This window comes from Sagittula stellata E-37, from assembly GCF_039724765.1.
In the GTDB taxonomy this organism is placed as follows: Bacteria; Pseudomonadota; Alphaproteobacteria; order Rhodobacterales; family Rhodobacteraceae; genus Sagittula; species Sagittula stellata.
Window position 1 is genome coordinate 273,519 of the sequence record NZ_CP155730.1, and the last position, 16,769, is coordinate 290,287.

General features: G+C 62.6%; 18 protein-coding genes and 2 pseudogenes. 12 read left to right on the forward strand and 8 right to left on the reverse strand.

Going from position 1 to position 16,769, the window contains the following annotated elements; genetic code table 11:
* The first annotated feature begins 292 nt into the window (after window positions 1–292).
* Genes ABFK29_RS22735 through ABFK29_RS22750 form a run of 4 tightly spaced genes read left to right on the forward strand, consistent with a single transcriptional unit; the run spans window position 293 to window position 3,818 of the window.
* On the forward strand, window positions 293–1,417 hold the full coding sequence (locus tag ABFK29_RS22735) for a CobW family GTP-binding protein (protein WP_005859762.1): 1,125 nt from the start codon (window positions 293–295) through the stop codon (window positions 1,415–1,417).
* Window positions 1,418–1,440: 23 nt separating this feature from the next.
* Window positions 1,441–2,652, forward strand: a complete 1,212-nt coding sequence (locus ABFK29_RS22740) for a GTP-binding protein (protein ID WP_005859760.1) — start codon at window positions 1,441–1,443, stop codon at window positions 2,650–2,652.
* A gap of 8 nt (window positions 2,653–2,660) precedes the next feature.
* Window positions 2,661–3,137, forward strand: coding sequence for a hypothetical protein (locus tag ABFK29_RS22745; protein ID WP_005859759.1), 477 nt, complete (start codon window positions 2,661–2,663; stop codon window positions 3,135–3,137).
* A 15-nt stretch (window positions 3,138–3,152) separates the two neighbouring features.
* Window positions 3,153–3,818: a DUF1826 domain-containing protein gene (locus ABFK29_RS22750; protein ID WP_005859757.1), complete on the forward strand. Its 666-nt coding sequence runs from the start codon at window positions 3,153–3,155 to the stop codon at window positions 3,816–3,818.
* A 31-nt stretch (window positions 3,819–3,849) separates the two neighbouring features.
* Here the strand turns inward: ABFK29_RS22750 and ABFK29_RS22755 are convergent, their stop codons facing one another.
* Genes ABFK29_RS22755 through ABFK29_RS22765 form a run of 3 tightly spaced genes read right to left on the reverse strand, consistent with a single transcriptional unit; the run spans window position 3,850 to window position 5,890 of the window.
* The gene (locus ABFK29_RS22755) at window positions 3,850–4,662 is read right to left on the reverse strand and encodes a metal ABC transporter permease (protein WP_005859756.1); all 813 of its coding nucleotides are present in this window, start codon (window positions 4,660–4,662) and stop codon (window positions 3,850–3,852) included.
* The gene (locus tag ABFK29_RS22760) at window positions 4,659–5,399 is read right to left on the reverse strand and encodes a metal ABC transporter ATP-binding protein (RefSeq protein WP_005859754.1); all 741 of its coding nucleotides are present in this window, start codon (window positions 5,397–5,399) and stop codon (window positions 4,659–4,661) included. The genes ABFK29_RS22755 and ABFK29_RS22760 overlap by 4 nt, the downstream gene beginning before the upstream one ends.
* Window positions 5,396–5,890 carry a transcriptional repressor gene (locus tag ABFK29_RS22765; protein ID WP_347100565.1) on the reverse strand — a complete coding sequence of 165 codons (495 nt, stop codon included), beginning with the start codon at window positions 5,888–5,890 and terminating at the stop codon, window positions 5,396–5,398. Before ABFK29_RS22765 ends, ABFK29_RS22760 begins: the two co-directional genes overlap by 4 nt.
* A 92-nt stretch (window positions 5,891–5,982) precedes the next feature.
* Between ABFK29_RS22765 and ABFK29_RS22770 the strand changes: the two genes are divergently transcribed.
* Genes ABFK29_RS22770 through ABFK29_RS22780 form a run of 3 tightly spaced genes read left to right on the forward strand, consistent with a single transcriptional unit; the run spans window position 5,983 to window position 8,640 of the window.
* Window positions 5,983–7,047 carry a zinc ABC transporter substrate-binding protein gene (locus ABFK29_RS22770; RefSeq protein ID WP_005859750.1) on the forward strand — a complete coding sequence of 355 codons (1,065 nt, stop codon included), beginning with the start codon at window positions 5,983–5,985 and terminating at the stop codon, window positions 7,045–7,047.
* Between the two features lie 43 nt (window positions 7,048–7,090).
* A complete protein-coding gene (locus ABFK29_RS22775; RefSeq protein ID WP_005859748.1) occupies window positions 7,091–7,744 on the forward strand; it encodes a DUF1007 family protein in 654 nt (217 codons plus the stop codon).
* Window positions 7,735–8,640, forward strand: a complete 906-nt coding sequence (locus tag ABFK29_RS22780) for a nickel/cobalt transporter (protein WP_005859747.1) — start codon at window positions 7,735–7,737, stop codon at window positions 8,638–8,640. The genes ABFK29_RS22775 and ABFK29_RS22780 overlap by 10 nt, the downstream gene beginning before the upstream one ends.
* Here ABFK29_RS22780 and ABFK29_RS22785 read toward each other — a convergent pair.
* Entirely contained in the window at window positions 8,637–9,653 is a 1,017-nt protein-coding gene (locus ABFK29_RS22785) for a GlxA family transcriptional regulator (protein ID WP_040604670.1), read from the reverse strand. The genes ABFK29_RS22780 and ABFK29_RS22785 overlap by 4 nt on opposite strands.
* A gap of 124 nt (window positions 9,654–9,777) precedes the next feature.
* Here ABFK29_RS22785 and ABFK29_RS22790 point away from each other — a divergent pair, with 124 nt between their 5' ends.
* The gene (locus ABFK29_RS22790; protein ID WP_005859744.1) at window positions 9,778–10,941 is read left to right on the forward strand and encodes an S-(hydroxymethyl)glutathione dehydrogenase/class III alcohol dehydrogenase; all 1,164 of its coding nucleotides are present in this window, start codon (window positions 9,778–9,780) and stop codon (window positions 10,939–10,941) included.
* Between the two features lie 51 nt (window positions 10,942–10,992).
* Here ABFK29_RS22790 and ABFK29_RS22795 read toward each other — a convergent pair whose 3' ends face one another.
* Complete coding sequence (locus tag ABFK29_RS22795; protein WP_050772426.1) at window positions 10,993–11,259, reverse strand: helix-turn-helix domain-containing protein; 267 nt, start codon at window positions 11,257–11,259, stop codon at window positions 10,993–10,995.
* Window positions 11,260–11,326: 67 nt separating this feature from the next.
* On the opposite strand from ABFK29_RS22795, the pseudogene ABFK29_RS22800 reads away from it, so the two are divergent.
* A pseudogene (locus ABFK29_RS22800) lies at window positions 11,327–11,871 on the forward strand (transposase); the annotation flags it as partial.
* 290 nt (window positions 11,872–12,161) lie between these two features.
* Here the strand turns inward: ABFK29_RS22800 and ABFK29_RS22805 are convergent.
* Window positions 12,162–12,500, reverse strand: a pseudogene (locus ABFK29_RS22805) (Fic/DOC family N-terminal domain-containing protein); the annotation flags it as partial.
* A gap of 821 nt (window positions 12,501–13,321) precedes the next feature.
* Between ABFK29_RS22805 and ABFK29_RS22810 the strand changes: the two are divergent.
* A complete protein-coding gene (locus tag ABFK29_RS22810; protein WP_005859736.1) occupies window positions 13,322–13,726 on the forward strand; it encodes a single-stranded DNA-binding protein in 405 nt (134 codons plus the stop codon).
* A 466-nt stretch (window positions 13,727–14,192) separates the two neighbouring features.
* Entirely contained in the window at window positions 14,193–14,549 is a 357-nt protein-coding gene (locus ABFK29_RS22815; RefSeq protein ID WP_005859735.1) for an ATP-binding protein, read from the forward strand.
* On the opposite strand, the gene ABFK29_RS22820 is transcribed toward ABFK29_RS22815, so the two are convergent.
* Both ABFK29_RS22820 and ABFK29_RS22825 read right to left on the reverse strand, forming a co-directional pair.
* The gene (locus ABFK29_RS22820) at window positions 14,491–14,703 is read right to left on the reverse strand and encodes an SDR family NAD(P)-dependent oxidoreductase (RefSeq protein WP_005859733.1); all 213 of its coding nucleotides are present in this window, start codon (window positions 14,701–14,703) and stop codon (window positions 14,491–14,493) included. The two genes, ABFK29_RS22815 and ABFK29_RS22820, sit on opposite strands and share 59 nt — an antisense overlap.
* 111 nt (window positions 14,704–14,814) lie before the next feature.
* Complete coding sequence (locus tag ABFK29_RS22825) at window positions 14,815–15,693, reverse strand: LysR family transcriptional regulator (protein ID WP_005859731.1); 879 nt, start codon at window positions 15,691–15,693, stop codon at window positions 14,815–14,817.
* Window positions 15,694–15,787: 94 nt separating this feature from the next.
* Between ABFK29_RS22825 and ABFK29_RS22830 the strand changes: the two genes are divergently transcribed.
* Window positions 15,788–16,750 carry a TAXI family TRAP transporter solute-binding subunit gene (locus ABFK29_RS22830; RefSeq protein WP_005859729.1) on the forward strand — a complete coding sequence of 321 codons (963 nt, stop codon included), beginning with the start codon at window positions 15,788–15,790 and terminating at the stop codon, window positions 16,748–16,750.
* The last annotated feature ends 19 nt before the right edge of the window (window positions 16,751–16,769 follow it).

The following is a 16,769-nucleotide window of genomic DNA, read 5'->3' on the forward strand; positions in this document are numbered from 1 at the left end:
CCTCCGCTGTGCGGGGACGCGTCATGCTTGCGGCGTGACAGACCGGGACTAAGGTCAGGGCACCGCCAAGCGGGCCGACGAACGGTTCCGACATTGCTTGTTTGGTCGCCGTCGCGCCTCATGCTTGTAACCAGATGACCCCGGGAATCGGCGTTGCTATTGGGCAAGCTGTTGTCCCTGTTGTGCTTTTCAAAGCCGAGCGCAACGAGTATCCCTGACCCATTGCGTTATGATATAACGTTACTTTATATGCTCTGTACCGGGTTTTGGAGTGCCGAGGATGGTAGCAAAGATGGATGACAGAATTCCGATAACCGTTCTCACCGGTTTCCTTGGGGCGGGGAAGACCACGGTTCTGAACCACTTGATCCGCGATCCCGACGCCGGGCGGATTGCCGTCGTGATGAACGAATTTGGCGATGCCGGTCTCGATCACGATCTTATCGAAGAGGCTGTGGAGGAGACTGTGCTGATGCAGTCGGGCTGTATCTGCTGCACCATGCGCGGCGATCTGCTCCGCACGCTGGGCAAGCTGATGGCGCGGCGGCAGCGCGGGGATTTGGACTTCGACCGGGTGGTCATCGAGACCACAGGCATCGCCGATCCGGGTCCGATCCTGCACAGCCTCATCATGGACCGCATCGTCGGACCTCATTACCGGATGGATGGGATCGTCACGCTGGTAGATGCGGCGAACGGGCTGAACACGCTGGACCGTCAGTTCGAAGCAGTTCAGCAGGTGGCGATGGCGGATCTGATCGTCCTGTCGAAGGTCGATCTCGTCGCGGCGAGCGCTTTGGCGCGGCTGGATGCGCGGCTTGCGGATATGAACCCATCCGCGAAACGCATGCGGGCCGAGCATGGGCGCATGCCGGTGGGGGCGCTGTTCGGTGTGACGGCGATGCGCCTTGGGGTCTCTTCCGATGATGTTGGGCAGTGGCTGGGGCAGCCGGATCCTCTGGCCGGATTGTCCGGCTTCTCGGCAGATCCCAACACCACTGACCGGGCCCCTGCTGTCCTGCCGACGGTTGGAGCCATGCCCGCGAGTGCCGATCACAGAATCGTCTCCGTGTCTTTCGAGATCGACGGCCCGATTGCCGCCGAGGTCTTCGATCTCTGGCTAGATACGCTCATCGGGCTGAGAGGTCCGAATATTCTGCGCATCAAGGGTATCGTGCATCTGAAAGGGCTGGAGTTCCCCTTCGTGTTCCATGGTGTGCAGCACATCTTCGATGAGCCCGTGCCGCTCAAGAATTCGTCGGGGATGGATACTCGCTGTCGCGTCGTGGTCATCGCGCGGGACATGTCCGAGGCGGATCTGCGTGCCAGCCTCTCGATGCTGAAGATGCACCCCAAGGACATGCCCGCAGCCCCATCCGATCCTGACCTAATCCACTCCGGCGAAATGCCGTTTTGACAAATAAACAAAAGGAGACAGCCATGTCCGCCATCGATACCCGTCTACCCGTCACCGTCCTCAGCGGATTTCTCGGCGCCGGGAAGACCACGCTTCTGAACCGGGTGCTGAACAACCGTGAAGGCCGCCGCGTTGCGGTCATCGTAAATGACATGTCCGAGGTGAGCATCGACGCGGACCTCGTGCGCGAGGGCACTGAGCTGTCCCGCTCCGAGGAAAAGCTGGTGGAGATGTCCAACGGCTGCATCTGCTGCACCCTGCGGGACGATCTGCTGAAGGAGGTGCGTCAACTCTCGGAAGAGGGGCGTTTCGACTACCTGCTGATCGAGAGCACCGGCATCTCCGAGCCGCTGCCCGTCGCCGCGACCTTCGATTTCCGCGACGAGCAGGGCGAGAGCCTTTCGGACGTGGCGCGGCTGGACACGATGGTCACGGTGGTGGATGCGGTGAACCTGCTGAACGACTATTCCAGCCATGATTTCTTGACCGACCGGGGCGAGAGCCTTGGCGATCAGGACGACCGCAGCCTTGTGAGCCTGCTGACCGAGCAGATCGAATTCGCTGATGTGGTGATCCTAAACAAGGTGTCGGACGCCGGAATGGACAAGACCGACAAGGCGCGCAAAATTATCCGCGCGTTGAACGCCGATGCTAGGATCATCGAGACGGATCACTCCGAGGTCGCCTCCGATGCGATCCTCGACACGGGGCTGTTCGACTTCGACACCGCGCATGAGCATCCGATGTGGGCCAAAGAGCTCTATGGTTTTGCCAACCACGTGCCCGAGGACGAAGAATATGGCATCACCTCCTTCGTCTACAACGCGCGCGCGCCCTTTCATCCAGAGCGCTTGCACGCGGCACTGAATGGCACGCTGCCCGGCACGATCCGCGCCAAGGGACATTTCTGGATCGCCTCGCAGCCCAATTGGGCGATGGAATTCTCGCTGGCGGGGGCCATGTCCTCGGTCAAGCCGCTGGGCTGGTGGTGGGCCTCCGTGCCTGAGGATCGCCTGCCCACGCACCCGGAGGCGCAGGCCGAGATCGCGCGTATGTGGGCGGAGCCTTGGGGCGACCGGCGGCAGGAGATCGTTTTCATCGGCGTCGGACTTGAGCGCGAGGTGATCTGTGCCAAGCTGAATGATGCGCTGATGGATGTGACCGAGTTCACGCCTGAGGAATGGGCAGATCTGCGCGACCCCTTCCCGCGCATGGACCGCCAGCGCGCGGCATGAGGGACGATATGCAGGCAATCACATCCGAAGACATCGCCGCGGCCCTGGTCATCTGGGGCAACGGCAAGGTCGCAATCTCCGTGGCTTTCGAGGATGGCGGGATCGAAGCCGCCCGGCAAACAGCTGCCGCCAACCTTGATGCCTATTACGGCTACACACTCGGCCCGGTGCTGTTCAAACCGACCATGGCCAGCGGTGCGCAGACCTTCCGCCCGACCCGCGAAGGCGCTGTGGCCTACTTCTGCGGCCATTCAAATGACTACCCGCTGGACGCGGGCTTCGCGATCCAGGGCTGGCGGTCGATAGAAAGCGAAACCGCAGCCGAGTTCATTCAGGGCGATGTTGCCATGTGGATGGGTTGGGTGAGCCTCACGGACAAGACCGGCGCGGCGACCAAGGTCGACAAGAGCTTTGGCTACAAACGCGACGATGCGGGGGTGCTACGCATCGTGCTGCACCATTCCTCGCTGCCTTATCAGCCCTGACCCAAGGACGACACGATGACCCAAGCGATGATCTATACGATCAATGCCGCCCAGACGCTGGACGACTGCGTGTTTCTGAGTGACGCGACCGAAGAGTTGGCCGCCATCCGCAGGCCGGATTGCGCGGCGGCGATCTGGACACGCCAGCCTTTGGCACGGTTCCAGAAATGGCTCGACGCTTTGTCGCGTGAGCAATTGCCTGCCACGCGCATGATCCTGCGGCCCGCGCAGGTCTGCGATGCGCTGATGCGCGTCTCGGACATGCATGGCACCCCAGCGACCCCCGAGCGCGACATGCTGATCGGGGATGCCTCGGCACTGGCCGCGATCTTTGCCGATGTGATGGACACGCCGTTTCTGCGGCTGCGCTTCGACGTGGTGAGCACCAATGCCTGCCGCAAGTTTCATATCGATGCGGTGACGGCGCGTTTGGTCTGCACCTATCGCGGCACCGGCACGCAATACGGCCTTTCGCAGAATGGCCAGGATCCGGAGCAGATCGTGACCGTGCCCACCGGGTCGCCCATCGTGCTACGTGGCACACGTTGGCCGGAGACGCCGCTGTCGGGGCTGTTGCACCGCTCACCACCGATTGCCGGAACCGGCGAGACGCGGTTGTTGCTGGTGCTGGATCCGATCGTCGATCCCGAAGAGGAGATCGACTCGGTCTACATAAACTGAGGCCGCGCGGCCCCTGACCGGGTCCGCCGCCTTAGCGCCGCGCCAGAAGCTGACCCAACGTTACCGACAGCGCGAAGAGCCCGGCCACGACGCATACGATGGTCGGGCCGGTGGGCGTATCAAAAATCCAGGCTGCGCGGATGCCGCCCACCACCGAGGCGCAGGCCATTCCTCCGGCCAAAAGCGCCATGACCTCGGGCGTGCTGGTCAATGGGCGTGCGGCGGCGGCGGGGATGATCAGCATCGCGGTGATTAGCAGCGCCCCCACCACCTTGATCGCGACGGCCACCACGATGGCCAGTGCCACGTTCAGCATCATCTGCTCGCGCCGGGGATCGACGCCCTCGGCATAGGCCAGGTCGGGGTTGAGCGTCGCGGTCAGGAGCGCCGACCAGCGCCAGATCAGCAGGGCCACAACCAGCGCACCGCCGCCCCAGATCACCGCGAGATCACGCGGCATCACCGAGAGGATGTCGCCGAACAGATAGGCCATGAGGTCGACCCTTATCCCTGACAGGAAGGAGGCGGCGACGAGGCCAAAGGCCAGCGCCGAATGCGCCAGCACGCCCAGCATGGTGTCCATGGCAAAGCCGCGCCCGCTGAGTGTGGACACGGTGAAGGCCATGACCAGTGCCACGCCCATCACCCCCATGAAGATCGACACGGAAAAGGTCAGCGAGAGCGCCACGCCAAGGATCGCCGCATGTGCCGTGGCATCGCCGAAATAGGCCATCCGCCGCCAGACCACGAAGCATCCCAAAGGCGCCGCAGCGAAGGCCAGACCGATCCCGGCGAGAATGGCGCGCATCACGAAATCGTCGAGTATCGCGTTTGCCCAGCTCATTGCGCGTGCTCCTTCTGATCGTCTTTGTGGTCATGCGGATGGTCATGATGGTGTGAGTAGAGCGCCAGCGCCCCGCCAGTGCCTTCGCCGAACAGGGCGCGATATTCCGGAGCGGAGACCACATGCTGCGGCGTGCCTTGGCAGCAGATGTGCCCGTTCAGGCAGATCACCCGGTCAGAGGCGCTCATGACCACATGCAGATCATGGCTGACCATCAACACGCCGCAGCCATGCTCCTGCCGTACGCGCTCGATCTGCCGATAAAAGGCCGCGACACCCGGTTGATCAAGGCCCTGTGTCGCCTCGTCCAGAACCAGCAGATCGGGTTCACCCAGCAGGGCCCGTGCCAGAAGGACGCGCTGCAACTGCCCGCCTGACAGCGCGCTGATCTGACGCTGCTCCAGCCCCGGAACGCCCGCCTCTTCAAGCGCTTGCGCCATCCGGGCGCGTCTCACGCGCCGTCGCAGGCTCAACAGGCGGTCGACAGTCATCGGCAAGGTCGGATCGAGCGCCAGCTTCTGCGGCACATAGCCGATCCGCAATCCCGCCTGACGCGTAATCCGCCCGCCGCTCGGCGCGATGGAGCCGATCAGAAGCCGCAGCAACGTCGATTTTCCGGAGCCGTTCGGCCCGACGATGGTGACGATCTCGCCTGCCGCCATGCCGAAGGACACGGATCTGAGGATCGCGCTGTCTCCGATGGTCAGCCCGACGCTGTCGAATGTGAAGATTGTCATGTGCTTGGCGCAACCCCTGCGTCGTCGCAGCAATCGGGGCAGATCCCGACGGCCTCCAGTATCGTTTCCTCGACCACGAAGCCAGTCTCCCGCGCGAGCCTTTGCATCATATCGGTGGAGGCCGGAGAGGCCGTTTCCGTGACCTTGTCGCAGAGACGGCAGATCATGAAGGCCGGGGCGTGATGCGCGTGGGGATGGGTGCAGGCCACATAGGCGTTCAGGTGTTCGATCTTGTGAACAAAGCCGAACTCTACGAGGAAATCCAACGCGCGATAGGCGACCGGTGGATGCGGCGCCTTGCCGTCGGCCTTCAGCTGGTCGAGGATCTTGTAGGCGGTCATCGCACAGCCCTGCGCCAACAGTATCTCCAGCACCCGACGACGGATCGGCGTCAGGCGCTTGCGCTTGCCTTCGAAGAAGAGTTCGGCGCGCTCAAGACAGGCAGAGACGGCCCGGTTCGAGGGATCGGGGGACTGTTGGTGCGGCTTCATCTGCATGCGCCCGGGGTCATGTCTTCTTTTTCTTCTTGATAGGTTATAACATAACCATTACATCCTTGGCCAATTAGATCAAGGAGTTCTACATGTCCCGTACCCTGCTTTTCGGAACCGTCTCGGCCATCGGCATCGCCACCTCCGCTGCGGCGGACGTCCCGAAGGTCGCCACCGATATCGCGCCTGTTCATTCGCTTGTTGCAATGGTGATGGGCGATCTCGGCAGCCCGGATCTGCTGGTGCAGCCGGGCGCCTCGCCGCATGGCTATTCCATGCGTCCCTCGGAGGCGCAAGCTCTGGAGGCGGCCAATCTGGTCTTCTGGATCGGCGAAGGGCTGGAGCCTTGGCTGGAAGGTCCGTTGGAGGCGCTGGCCTCGGATGCGCAGGTCGTTGAGCTGATCGGAGTCGAAGGGGTGACCGAGCTGGAGGTGCGCGAAGGCGCAACATTTGAAAAGCACAGCCACGATGACGACGAGCACCACGATGACGAGGATCATGCGGAAGAGCACGGGCACGACGATCATGACGACCGCCGCGAGGAAACGCACGCCGAGGCGCATGAGGATCACGATGACCACGATCACGACGACCACGCGCATGAAGAGGCGCATGAAGAAGACCACCATCACAATGGTGGCCACGACCCGCACGCATGGCTTGATCCGGAGAATGCGCGCGTCTGGCTGGGTGTGATTGCCGCTGAGCTCTCCGAACTGGACCCGGAAAATGCCGAAACCTACAGTGCGAATGCCGCGGCAGGTCAGCAGCTGATCGACGCGTCGATCAATGATGTGATGGCCAGCCTCCAACCAGTCCGGGGCAAGGCCTTCGTGGTCTTCCACGATGCCTACCAGTATTTTGAGAACCGGTTCGATTTCCCGGCCGCGGGCTCGATCCGCGTGGGCGACAGCTCCGACCCCAGCCCGGCCCGCATTCAGGAAATCCATGACAAGGTTCAGGAACTGGGCATCACCTGCGCCTTCTCCGAGCCGCAGTTCAACGCCAGCATGATTGACACCGTGTTCCGGGGCAGTGAGGCGACCGTCGGTGTTCTTGATCCGCTGGGCGCCGATCTGGAACCGGGCGCCGACCTCTATCCACAACTGATCCGCAACCTTGGTTCAAATCTTGCCGAGTGCCTGGGCGCATCCTGAGCGTGACTTGACGGGGGCGCGAGAGCGCCCCCATCTGGCGCCCATGCGCATCCTCATCTCCCTCCTCGCCGTCGTGATCCTCGTGACCAGTTTCCCCTCCAGACCACAGGCCCATCCGCATGTTTTCGTGGATGTGACCGGCAGCTTCGTCTTGAATGACAGCGGCCAGCTGGAGGCGGTGCGCATCCACTGGCTTTACGATGCCTTCACGACGCTCATGGCCATGCAGAACCTCGGGCTTGATCCCGACAGGGACGGCAAGCTCGACGAGTCCGATCTGCGCCGCGTCATCGAGGGTGAGACTGACTGGGCACCGGACTACGAAGGTGATACCTACCTCCTCATCGACGGCGAAAAGGTCCGTTTGTCGCGTCCGCAGAAGGCCTGGGCGGAGGCGCCCGGCGACCAGATCGGCGTTGGCTTCACTCTCTCTTTGAGCAAGCCCATCGACATGAACGGACGCACTGCGACGCTCGAACTATACGATCCGATCTACTATTACGCCTACACCGTGACGGACAAAAGCGCGGTCGAGGGACCGGTGGGTACCTGTCGTTTCGAGATCATCCACTTCGATCCCGATGAAGAAATTGCCAAGCTGCAAGACCAGCTGCGGGCACTGTCACGAGAAGAAATCCCGGAGAACCCCAATGTGGGCGGGCTGTTTGCCGAAAAACTCGAACTGACATGTCCCTGACACGCATCGCCTTGATCTTGCTCACTGTTGTCGCGGCGGTTGTCCTTCTGGTGACTCTGGTGGATACCACGCGGCTGACGTGGTGGGCGGCACAGGCACAGCGGGAGATCCAGAACACCATGGCCACCGGCGTTCGCGCCGTGCAACGCGGCGATGCGGGCGCTTTGCCGTCCTTGTGCGGCCTGACGTTTACCTATGGTGTGGTCCATGCTCTCGGTCCCGGGCACGGCAAGGTGCTCTTGGGCGGAACGGCGCTGGCCAGTCGCGCGCAGATGCGTCGACTGACGGTGCTGACCCTACTGTCCAGCCTCGGGCAGTCGCTCACCGCGATCCTGCTTGTCCTGATTGGCATCGGCCTGATCCGCGTGACCAGCGAGCAATTGGTTGGCCTGACCGAGGAGGCGCTGGCCCCGCTCAGCTATCTGTTCATCGGGTCGATTGGTCTGTGGCTTGCCTTCCGTGGCGCGTGTGCGCTGTGGCGGCAGCGCGGGGTTCAGGCGCAGCATAAGCATGGCCACGAGCACATCCATGCCGCCTGCGGCTGTGGCCATGCGCATGGCCCTGAGCTTTCCGACATCCGCGAGGAGATGAGCCTGCGCGAGATGAGCGCCCTCGTGATCAGCATCGCCATGCGACCTTGCTCCGGTGCGCTCTTCCTTCTGGTGATCTGCTGGCATTTCGACATCCTGCCCGCAGGGATCATCGCGACCTTTTCCATGGGCCTTGGAACGGCAACCTTCAACCTTGGTGTTGCAGGTGCCGGGCTTGGCCTCGGGCGGCTGGCGATGCGCCTCGACCCCAATGGCAAGCTGAGCCTCGCCGCACCCGTGATGCAGGTGTTTGCCGGCCTGCTGATCGTGACGGCGGTTGCGGCACTGCTGCGGCCCTTCGTTTAGGCCTGTTCCGATCCCGCTGTCGCAAAGCGTGCGCGGTAGTCGCGCGGCGAGAGCGAGAAGCGGCGGCGGAAGGCCTTGCGCATCTGCTCATCCGACTGGAACCCGGCGCGGAAGGCCACGGTCTTCAGGGGCAAATCCGTATCGAGCAGAAGCGTCTTGGCGCGGTCACAGCGCAGCCGCTCCAGCGTGGCCATCGGCGAGGCCCCGAATTCAGCAGTGAACCCGCGCGTCAGGCTGCGCACGCTTATTCCGGCGGCGCGGGCGATGTCTTCCAGCGTCAGAGCCTGATCCAGCCGTGCGTTCATCCACGTCAGCACATCGCCCATGCCCGACGCACCGGCGGACTGGCCGGTAAGCAGTGTACTGAACTGCGACTGACCACCCGGACGCTTGAGATACATGACCATGTCGCGCGCCACGGCCAGCGCGATATCCCGGCCGTAGTCTTGTTCGACAAAGGCCAGGGCCAGATCAATCGCCGCCGTCACCCCCGCCGAGGTCCAGAAACTGCCCGCCTGCGCAAAGATCGCATCCGCATCGACCATCACATCCGGAAAGCGCTGACGCATCCGCGCGGCGTAGTTCCAATGGGTCGCAGCGCGCTGGCCATCCATAACACCCGCCTCCGCCAGAAAAAACGATCCGGTGCAGAGCGCGGCACAACGCGTTGTTTTGCGCCCGAATTGGCGACACCAGCGCACCACCTCCGGCTCCGCGTCGAGCACCTCTTCGATGCGTGGCGCGCCTGCGATCATCACCGTGTCGCAGGCCCCGAGATCGCGCAGGGCGACCTTCGCCTCCAGCGAGACAACAGTGTCCGAAGGGATCATCCCGGTGCGCGGCGCGGCGATGCTCACATCGTAACCGCCCCCGAAGCCCTGCGCCGCGAGGTGTTGCGACGCATAACCCAGCACGCTGAGCGGGCCGGTGGCTTCCAGCGTTTTGAAACCGGGATAGACGATCAGTGCGACGCTGCGACGGCGCTCAGAGCGGCTGCTGCTCGTATGAGACATCAACAAAATCAGGTTCCTTGGCCGGAAAGACAGGTCGTTTGGCCCGATCTGCCGGGTGACCGCCATCGCGGTTTGTCTGTTATATTATTACAACCATGGTCTGGGAGATGACAAGGAGAGACCCATGAAAACCCGTGCCGCCGTTGCCTGGGAGGCAAACCGTCCGCTGGAGATCGAAGAGATCGATCTGGACGGTCCCAAAGAGGGCGAAGTCCTTATTCGCATCGTCACGACAAGCCTGTGCCATACCGATATGTTCACCCTGTCCGGTGCCGATCCCGAGGGGCTGTTTCCGGCTGTGCTCGGCCACGAGGCTGTCGGGATCGTCGAAGAGTTAGGTCGCGGCGTGACCTCGCTCAAGCCCGGCGATCACGTGATCCCGCTTTACACCCCCGAAGACCCGAACTGCCCCTACATCAAGTCCGGCAAGACCAACCTGTGCCAGACCATCCGCAAGACCCAAGGTCAGGGCCTCATGCCCGACGGCACCTCGCGGTTCAGCTACAAGGGAAAGATGATCCATCACTATATGGGCACCTCGACCTTCAGCGAGTACACTGTTCTGCCCGAGATTGCCGTGGCGAAGATCTCCAAGGAGGCACCGCTGGCCAAGGCATCGGTCATGGGCTGCGCCGTGCCGACAGGCATCGGCGCCGTGCGCAATACCGCCAAGGTGGAACCGGGCGCGACGGTCGCGGTCTTCGGCCTCGGCGCGGTGGGCATGGCGGTGATCCAGGGGGCAAAGATGCAAGGCGCGTCGCGCATCATCGGCATCGACACGAACCCCAACAAATTCGCGCTGGCGCGGTCGCTCGGGGCACATGACTGCATCGACCCCAAGGATTTCACCCAACCCATTCAGGATGTTATAGTCGAGATGACGGACGGTGGCGTCGATTATTCCTTTGAGTGCATCGGCAACGTCAACGTCATGCGTTCGGCGCTGGAATGCTGCCACAAGGGGTGGGGCGAATGCACCGTGATCGGCGTGGCCGGCGCGGGCGAAGAGATCGCCACGCGGCCGTTCCAGTTGGTTACAGGCCGTGTCTGGCGCGGGTCGGCCTTTGGCGGCGTGTTGGGGCGCAGCCAGCTGCCCGGCATGGTGGATGAATGGCTCCGGGGGAACTTCGACGTCGATCCCTACATCACCCACAACATGACGCATGAGCAGATCAACACGGCGTTCGATCTTCTCCATGCGGGCAAGTCGATCCGCTCGGTCATCCATTTCCAGCCGTCCGAGACGATGCTGGTCAATGACTTGCCCGGGGTGATCGTACCTGCCTAAGTTGCCACCCCGACCAACAGGCCCGTCATTCTCGGAGGGCGGGCCATTTTGTCAGCAGCAGCTACAGGATTTGCCGTGGGTAAAGTCGAAATCTGAGTCGGTCAGCGGCGCGTCACCTGAAAAGGCCCCCGGCTCTACGCGAAGGGCATCGGACAGCTGCGTCAACATCTTTGCGCTCGGCGCGTCCTTCATCGGCAAGGCCCCTTCAAGGCGCGCGATCTGTCGTTCCGAGAGGCCGGAGAGCTTCGCCAGCTTCGGACGCCCCAAGCCGCGCAGCTTGCGGAGTTCGATCAATCGGTCGGGAGAAATCGCGGTCATTGGAGTAGTCCCCTGAAGGTGGTCCACCAACTGGGATAGATTCATCCCGCTAATTGGAGGATCAGCGATGGCTGGAAAACGAGATAAGCCCGAGGAGACTATATCGAAGCTTCGGCAAGTTGAAGTTCTGCAAGGACAAGGCGCAACGATTTCCGAGGCGGCGCGTCAAATCGGTGTGACACAGCAGACGTTTTACCGCTGGCGGAAGCTCTATGGCGGGATGCAGCGGTCTCAGCTTGCGCGCCTGAAAGAGCTGGAGAAGGAGAACCAGCGGCTGCGGCGGGCGGTGTCTGATTTGACGCTGGACAAATTGATCCTGACCGAGGCGGCAAAGGGAAACTTCATTCGTCCATTGGCCTCGGACCAATGGCGGACAACCGCCTCATCCTTCGCGTCGCCGGAAATGCATCGACCATGTGCGACGAGAACTTGGCGTATCGGAGCGCCGGGCCTGCCGCACGTTCGGGCAGCATCGGTCCACGCAGCGCAAGGTATCCCGCGCCGGAGGACGAGGAGCGCCTGACCGACAATATCATCGAGCTGGCCGATCAATACGGGCGCAATGGCTACCGCATGGTCACCGGCCTGCTGAACAACGCTGGCTGGCAGGTGATACCGCTGCCTGGCAGGCGATTTGCGCTGCAAATCTGCCGAGAGGGCAATGGACGAGCTCTTGAATGGTGAAATCCTCTACAGCTTGCGCGAAGCCCATCTCCTGATCGAGCTATAGCGCATACACTACAACACTCCCTCTCGGGACATCACTGCGTGATGCCCTGCCGGGCAGTGGTCAGGCCGCACAGCGCATTAGGCTATCGCCCACCCGCGCCAGAAAGCGTCATCCCAACGGACCAGAGGCCCACGATGCACCAACAATCAAACCCGACCACCCGATGGGGGCAGACCAGCCCTCCGGTCTCCCCCAGCCGAGAGTAGCCAAGCCGCAAAGCGTCGCGATAGAGAGCAACCTCCTTGGCGGCGGGGGACTGCGGATCTTCAGGAAACAAATCGGCCTAGAACAACTCGTCCTGCGTTGTGGCAATGTTTTCGATCTCTGATGACGCCTTGGCTTCTTGCAGAGCCAACGTGTCGATCAGAATGCCCTGGTTCGGGATTGTCTTGGCTTGGCCCTTGAGGTCGGAAAGGGCACGGCTGGCGCGCGTCAAAGCCTTCAGCACTGGGATCGTTTCAATCTCCGTCGCAGGAGGGAGGTCCGGAATGGCGTATGTTGGCTTTAACATGTTCCCGGCCTAATGTTAGCAAAGTGCGTTTTGTTTGACGTGAGCGTGGCGTCATGTCGAAAAGAGCCACGTCTTTAACATGATGTGCCTTCAGTTCCGTTGAGAACGGCGCTGAGAAATTCGGACACGGTAGCGAAAAACCACGTGATTGGGTCAGCCGTCCGGGAAAATGCTCGTGGTTTGGGTCAAGTCACTGTCGCAGACACATGCTCTTGGTGTTGGACATTTTGGCTGCGTAATCGCCTGAGGTAACGCGGCCTCCGGGTCCGCGGGGCGCGCATGCAGCGGTTGTTCCCAAGTCGGCGGCGATCGCGTGTGGTAGGGCAGGTCCTGACATTGAACTTCAGCTTGTTGATATGCGTACCATTTTCACCCTATGGTTGAGTTCTGGCGAATGCGCCTTGTGTCCAACCAACCCGGCATCCGCTGTCCGTCTCGGAAACCGTACCCACCGTCCAATAGGCAGAGGCGCAAGGTGACGCGAGAAATCTGAGGGCATGGTTTTCGCCGCCACGGAGTTGGGTAGGGGGTCAACCTGTCCCGACTGGCAAGGGGACATGGGCTGGCATGGGCTCCCCGTATCTCTCTGTCTCCTGGGCCATACCTTCGACTGAAAATCCCCTAATCCCGTTCGGTCTCCTGCGCGCAACCCCGCGTCAGTCCGGGCCGTGTTGGCCGCCTGTGGCGTCCTGCCCGCTCCACCCCGGACCTCTGGGGGTGTCCGGTGTCCATGCTGTCCACCGTGCACGCGTCACCCGACGGGCTTTTTCCGGGTCTTGTCGAAGGGACGGTCCCGAAGGCAGGACACACAGGAGCTTATCATGCAGAACATGGTTATCCTCGCCGGCAACATCGGTCAGACCCCCGAAATCCGCACCACCCAGAGCGGTACCAAGATCACCAACTTTAGCCTCGCCACCTCGCGCCCCCGCCTCTCGGAAGGCCGTGTGATGCGCGACGAGAACGGCTACCGGGTCATGGACACCGAATGGCACCGCATCACCTGCTTCAACGGACTCGGCAAGACGGTCGCGGAGCATTGCGAAATGGGCATGAAGGTCCTCGTCCATGGCCGCATCCACTACACCAAGTGGATCGGTAGCATGGGGAACGACCGCTACGGCTGCGAGATTATCGCCGAGAAGGTCGACTTCCTGAGCCGCCCGAAGTCGGCCGAGAACGAAAACCCCGAGCTGGTCGACCGCGACGACGAGATCCCGTTCTGAGAACGGGGTCTACCCTCGGGCCCGGCGGGGAAACCCGCCGGGTTCGGGCGATCTCGGCCCAGAGCCGACATTCGTGGGACCGACCCTTCCCGAGCGCAGGTTTCCAAGAGCTGCCGTAGATGATCTGAGCAGCATCTCAGCCGTCAGGTGTTTGTGCTGAGAGCTCCTTCGCGGCATGGGCGGGCGGGCGCCCGCGTCAGGCATCCAAGCCACTGATTGGCCGTTGCTTGTCTAACGCGTATTTGAACAGTGGCCTGTCCGCCGTATCCTCGCAACCGGCACGCGCCTAAGCTTCGACAATGTCCTGCGCCATCTCGCCAATTCCATCGAGGTGCGCTGCGAAACGCCGCTGCTATAGGGTCTGGCCCGAGAATAGTCAGGGCGACCCCGGACTGATCTTCGCCGACAGCGCCGTCGCGCCGGACGGCGCGGTGGACGCCCTGAGCGTGTCTTCCTGGATTCCGTCATGACCAAGCTGGCGCTGTCCTGCATCCTCGGAAATGCCCTTCCGCACGGCAGCGATATGGTGGAGGTGTGTTCGCTTGCTGGGCCGGATGGGCTTTCTTTCGAGCTCAGGGACAACGGCGATGCCTTGGAAGAGTGTCAGCTCGGTGTTCTGATGAGCCCGTTCCAGACGGGCTTGGACGTGAATACGCGTAAGACAGGGAGTGTCGGCCTCGGCCTGCCACTTACCAAGTGTCTCGTCGAGATGCAGAGCGGCGAGCTGGAGATCGACCGTCGAGACGGGTGGACCGTGGTTACGGTCAAGCTGCCGAAGTGGCGGACAGAGATTGCCGCGGTTGAACCGGAGAGAGATTCATAGAGGAATAGGCGGTGCCGGGCGCCTGGCCCGGCAGCACTACGTGGCTCTGTATCCCGAACGCGGCGAGCTCCAACGCCATCACCTCAGTGAGCGCGTTCACCGCTGCCTTGCTGGCGGTGTAGACCGACAGCAGGTCGAAGGTCTTCAGCGTCACGCTTGAGGTCCCGTTGATGATAGCCCCCAGCCAGGCGCGCGCAGAACTGCGGCAGCACGACCTGGATCATCGTGATGGTGCCTCCGCTCAGCCCCCGATTTTCGCAAGTAGTCACGCGACCTCAATGAACTCCAGGAAAAGCCTGGCGGCAGGGCTGACTGGGCGGTCACCGCGCCTCAGGATCGAGATGGGCCGTTCGACAACCGGCAGGAGGGGCCTCAGGGTGATCCGCTCGTCCCTGGCGAAAGGTCTGCATGCCAGTTCCGAGAGCACGCTGACGCCTAGACCGTTCCGGACGAGCCCGATGGTTGTCGGCACGAAGGAGCATTCGATGGCGCTTCCCGCCCCCTCGACGCCCAGGTGCCGCCGGACGCTGGCGCGCGTGTTGGACCCTGCCGCGCCTTCCACCAGTGTTTCAGCCGCAAAATCGGACCAGCTTACCGTCTCCTGCGCGCAGAGCCGGTGTCCGGCAGGCAGCACGGCGATGAAGCTGTCGGTGCGGACCACATCGGCAGAGAGGTCGCGCTCCTCTTCTCCGGCGACACCGAAGCCAAGGTCGACCTCGCCCGAGCGGATCGCCCGAGAGACCTCGGCGTTGAGCGCGTCCCGGACGGCGACGCGGATGCCGGGATAGGCACTGACGAAGCGGCGCAGCGCCGGGGCCACGATCTCGGTCACGGCCGAGGGCAGAGAGGCAATGGAGAGCTGGCCGATCCGCCCTGCGGCAAGGTCCCGCAGCCGGTCCGTGGCCCGGTCGACATCGGAGAGGATGCGCCGCGCTTCTGGGATCAGCGTCTCGCCTGCCGCGGTCGGACGCGCGCGCCGCGCTGTCCGATCGAAAAGCGGCAGGCCCACGATCTCTTCTGCCTGGCGGAGCGAGGCGCTGAGTGCAGGCTGGCTGACGCCCAGGTCCTGAGATGCCGCAGTGATGGACCCTGCGTCTGCGATGGCGAGGATAACGCGGAGGTGACGGGTGGAGAGTGACTGCATCCCAGAATCTCATGTTATGGCGAAATAAAAACAAACAATTTTTCTTATCGAACGAAAAGAGGGAAAAGGTCGGGGTGTCCAAGGGAGGAGACCCATGAAACCATTTACCCGCCTCGTCGCGGCGCTTCTTTGCGCCGCCAGCTCCATCGCGGCGCCCGTTGCCGCAGAAACCCAGCTCAACATGGGTGGCTCGACGACGACTTCGACCTTCTATCCGTACTACAGTTCCCTGGCGAACGGCATATCGGCCGCCAATTCGGAGCTGAACGTCACTGTGGTCAGCCCGGGCGGCTTCGCCGCAAACTCCGTCCTGATGCAGGAAGGGGACATCGACTTCGGAGGCATCTCGCCCGACCTCATCGCCGATGCGGAAGCCGAGGGCTATGACGGCTTCCGTGTGCTCTGGTGGACGCTTCCGGCGATCCAAAACATGATGGCGACCGACGCCAGCGGGATCACCGACCTAGCCGGCTTCGAGGGCCGCTGCTTCCATCCAGGAATGAACGGGTCGTCGCAGCAGAAGAACATGCTGCGCGTGCTGCAGGCGCTCGATATCAAGCCGGACCTTTACATGTCCGACAGCACCGACGCGATCAGCGCATTGAAAAACGGCCGCTGTGACGGACAGATGCGCGCGACCCAAGCGCCGCGCCTGGACAGCGCATCGGCCGAGTTGAACCTGACGACCCCAGTCCACCCCATCGGCTATACCGACGAGCAGATCGAGAAGATCCGCGCCGCGATGCCCTGGATGGGGTTTTACGACATGCCCGCTGGCGTGACCGAAGGCTCCGAACCCTACACCGTGCACGCGGTCTGGATTGGCTTCACCGCCACCGAAAGGATGGAGGAGGACATGGCCTACCAGCTCGTGAAGGGTATGCTCGATTCGACTGACACCCAGGCTGCTGCGCTCCCGGCAATCGAAGGCGTGGACATCGCCCAGCAGACGCTCGATGTCTCGGAATATCCACTGCATGCCGGAGCCGTCCGAGCCTATCGCGAGGCCGGCTACGAGGTGCCGGCCCGGCTTCTTCCGCCCGAACTTCAAGACTGACCTGGTCTGCCCGGTCCGA

Coding starts and splice junctions, on each gene's coding strand:
- ABFK29_RS22735 (WP_005859762.1), top strand. CDS start 293: ATGGATGACAGAATTCCGATAACCGTTCTCACCGGTTTCCTTGGGGCG.
- ABFK29_RS22740 (WP_005859760.1), top strand. CDS start 1,441: ATGTCCGCCATCGATACCCGTCTACCCGTCACCGTCCTCAGCGGATTT.
- ABFK29_RS22745 (WP_005859759.1), top strand. CDS start 2,661: ATGCAGGCAATCACATCCGAAGACATCGCCGCGGCCCTGGTCATCTGG.
- ABFK29_RS22750 (WP_005859757.1), top strand. CDS start 3,153: ATGACCCAAGCGATGATCTATACGATCAATGCCGCCCAGACGCTGGAC.
- ABFK29_RS22755 (WP_005859756.1), bottom strand. CDS start 4,662: ATGAGCTGGGCAAACGCGATACTCGACGATTTCGTGATGCGCGCCATT.
- ABFK29_RS22760 (WP_005859754.1), bottom strand. CDS start 5,399: ATGACAATCTTCACATTCGACAGCGTCGGGCTGACCATCGGAGACAGC.
- ABFK29_RS22765 (WP_347100565.1), bottom strand. CDS start 5,890: ATGAAGCCGCACCAACAGTCCCCCGATCCCTCGAACCGGGCCGTCTCT.
- ABFK29_RS22770 (WP_005859750.1), top strand. CDS start 5,983: ATGTCCCGTACCCTGCTTTTCGGAACCGTCTCGGCCATCGGCATCGCC.
- ABFK29_RS22775 (WP_005859748.1), top strand. CDS start 7,091: ATGCGCATCCTCATCTCCCTCCTCGCCGTCGTGATCCTCGTGACCAGT.
- ABFK29_RS22780 (WP_005859747.1), top strand. CDS start 7,735: ATGTCCCTGACACGCATCGCCTTGATCTTGCTCACTGTTGTCGCGGCG.
- ABFK29_RS22785 (WP_040604670.1), bottom strand. CDS start 9,653: ATGTCTCATACGAGCAGCAGCCGCTCTGAGCGCCGTCGCAGCGTCGCA.
- ABFK29_RS22790 (WP_005859744.1), top strand. CDS start 9,778: ATGAAAACCCGTGCCGCCGTTGCCTGGGAGGCAAACCGTCCGCTGGAG.
- ABFK29_RS22795 (WP_050772426.1), bottom strand. CDS start 11,259: ATGACCGCGATTTCTCCCGACCGATTGATCGAACTCCGCAAGCTGCGC.
- ABFK29_RS22810 (WP_005859736.1), top strand. CDS start 13,322: ATGCAGAACATGGTTATCCTCGCCGGCAACATCGGTCAGACCCCCGAA.
- ABFK29_RS22815 (WP_005859735.1), top strand. CDS start 14,193: ATGACCAAGCTGGCGCTGTCCTGCATCCTCGGAAATGCCCTTCCGCAC.
- ABFK29_RS22825 (WP_005859731.1), bottom strand. CDS start 15,693: ATGCAGTCACTCTCCACCCGTCACCTCCGCGTTATCCTCGCCATCGCA.
- ABFK29_RS22830 (WP_005859729.1), top strand. CDS start 15,788: ATGAAACCATTTACCCGCCTCGTCGCGGCGCTTCTTTGCGCCGCCAGC.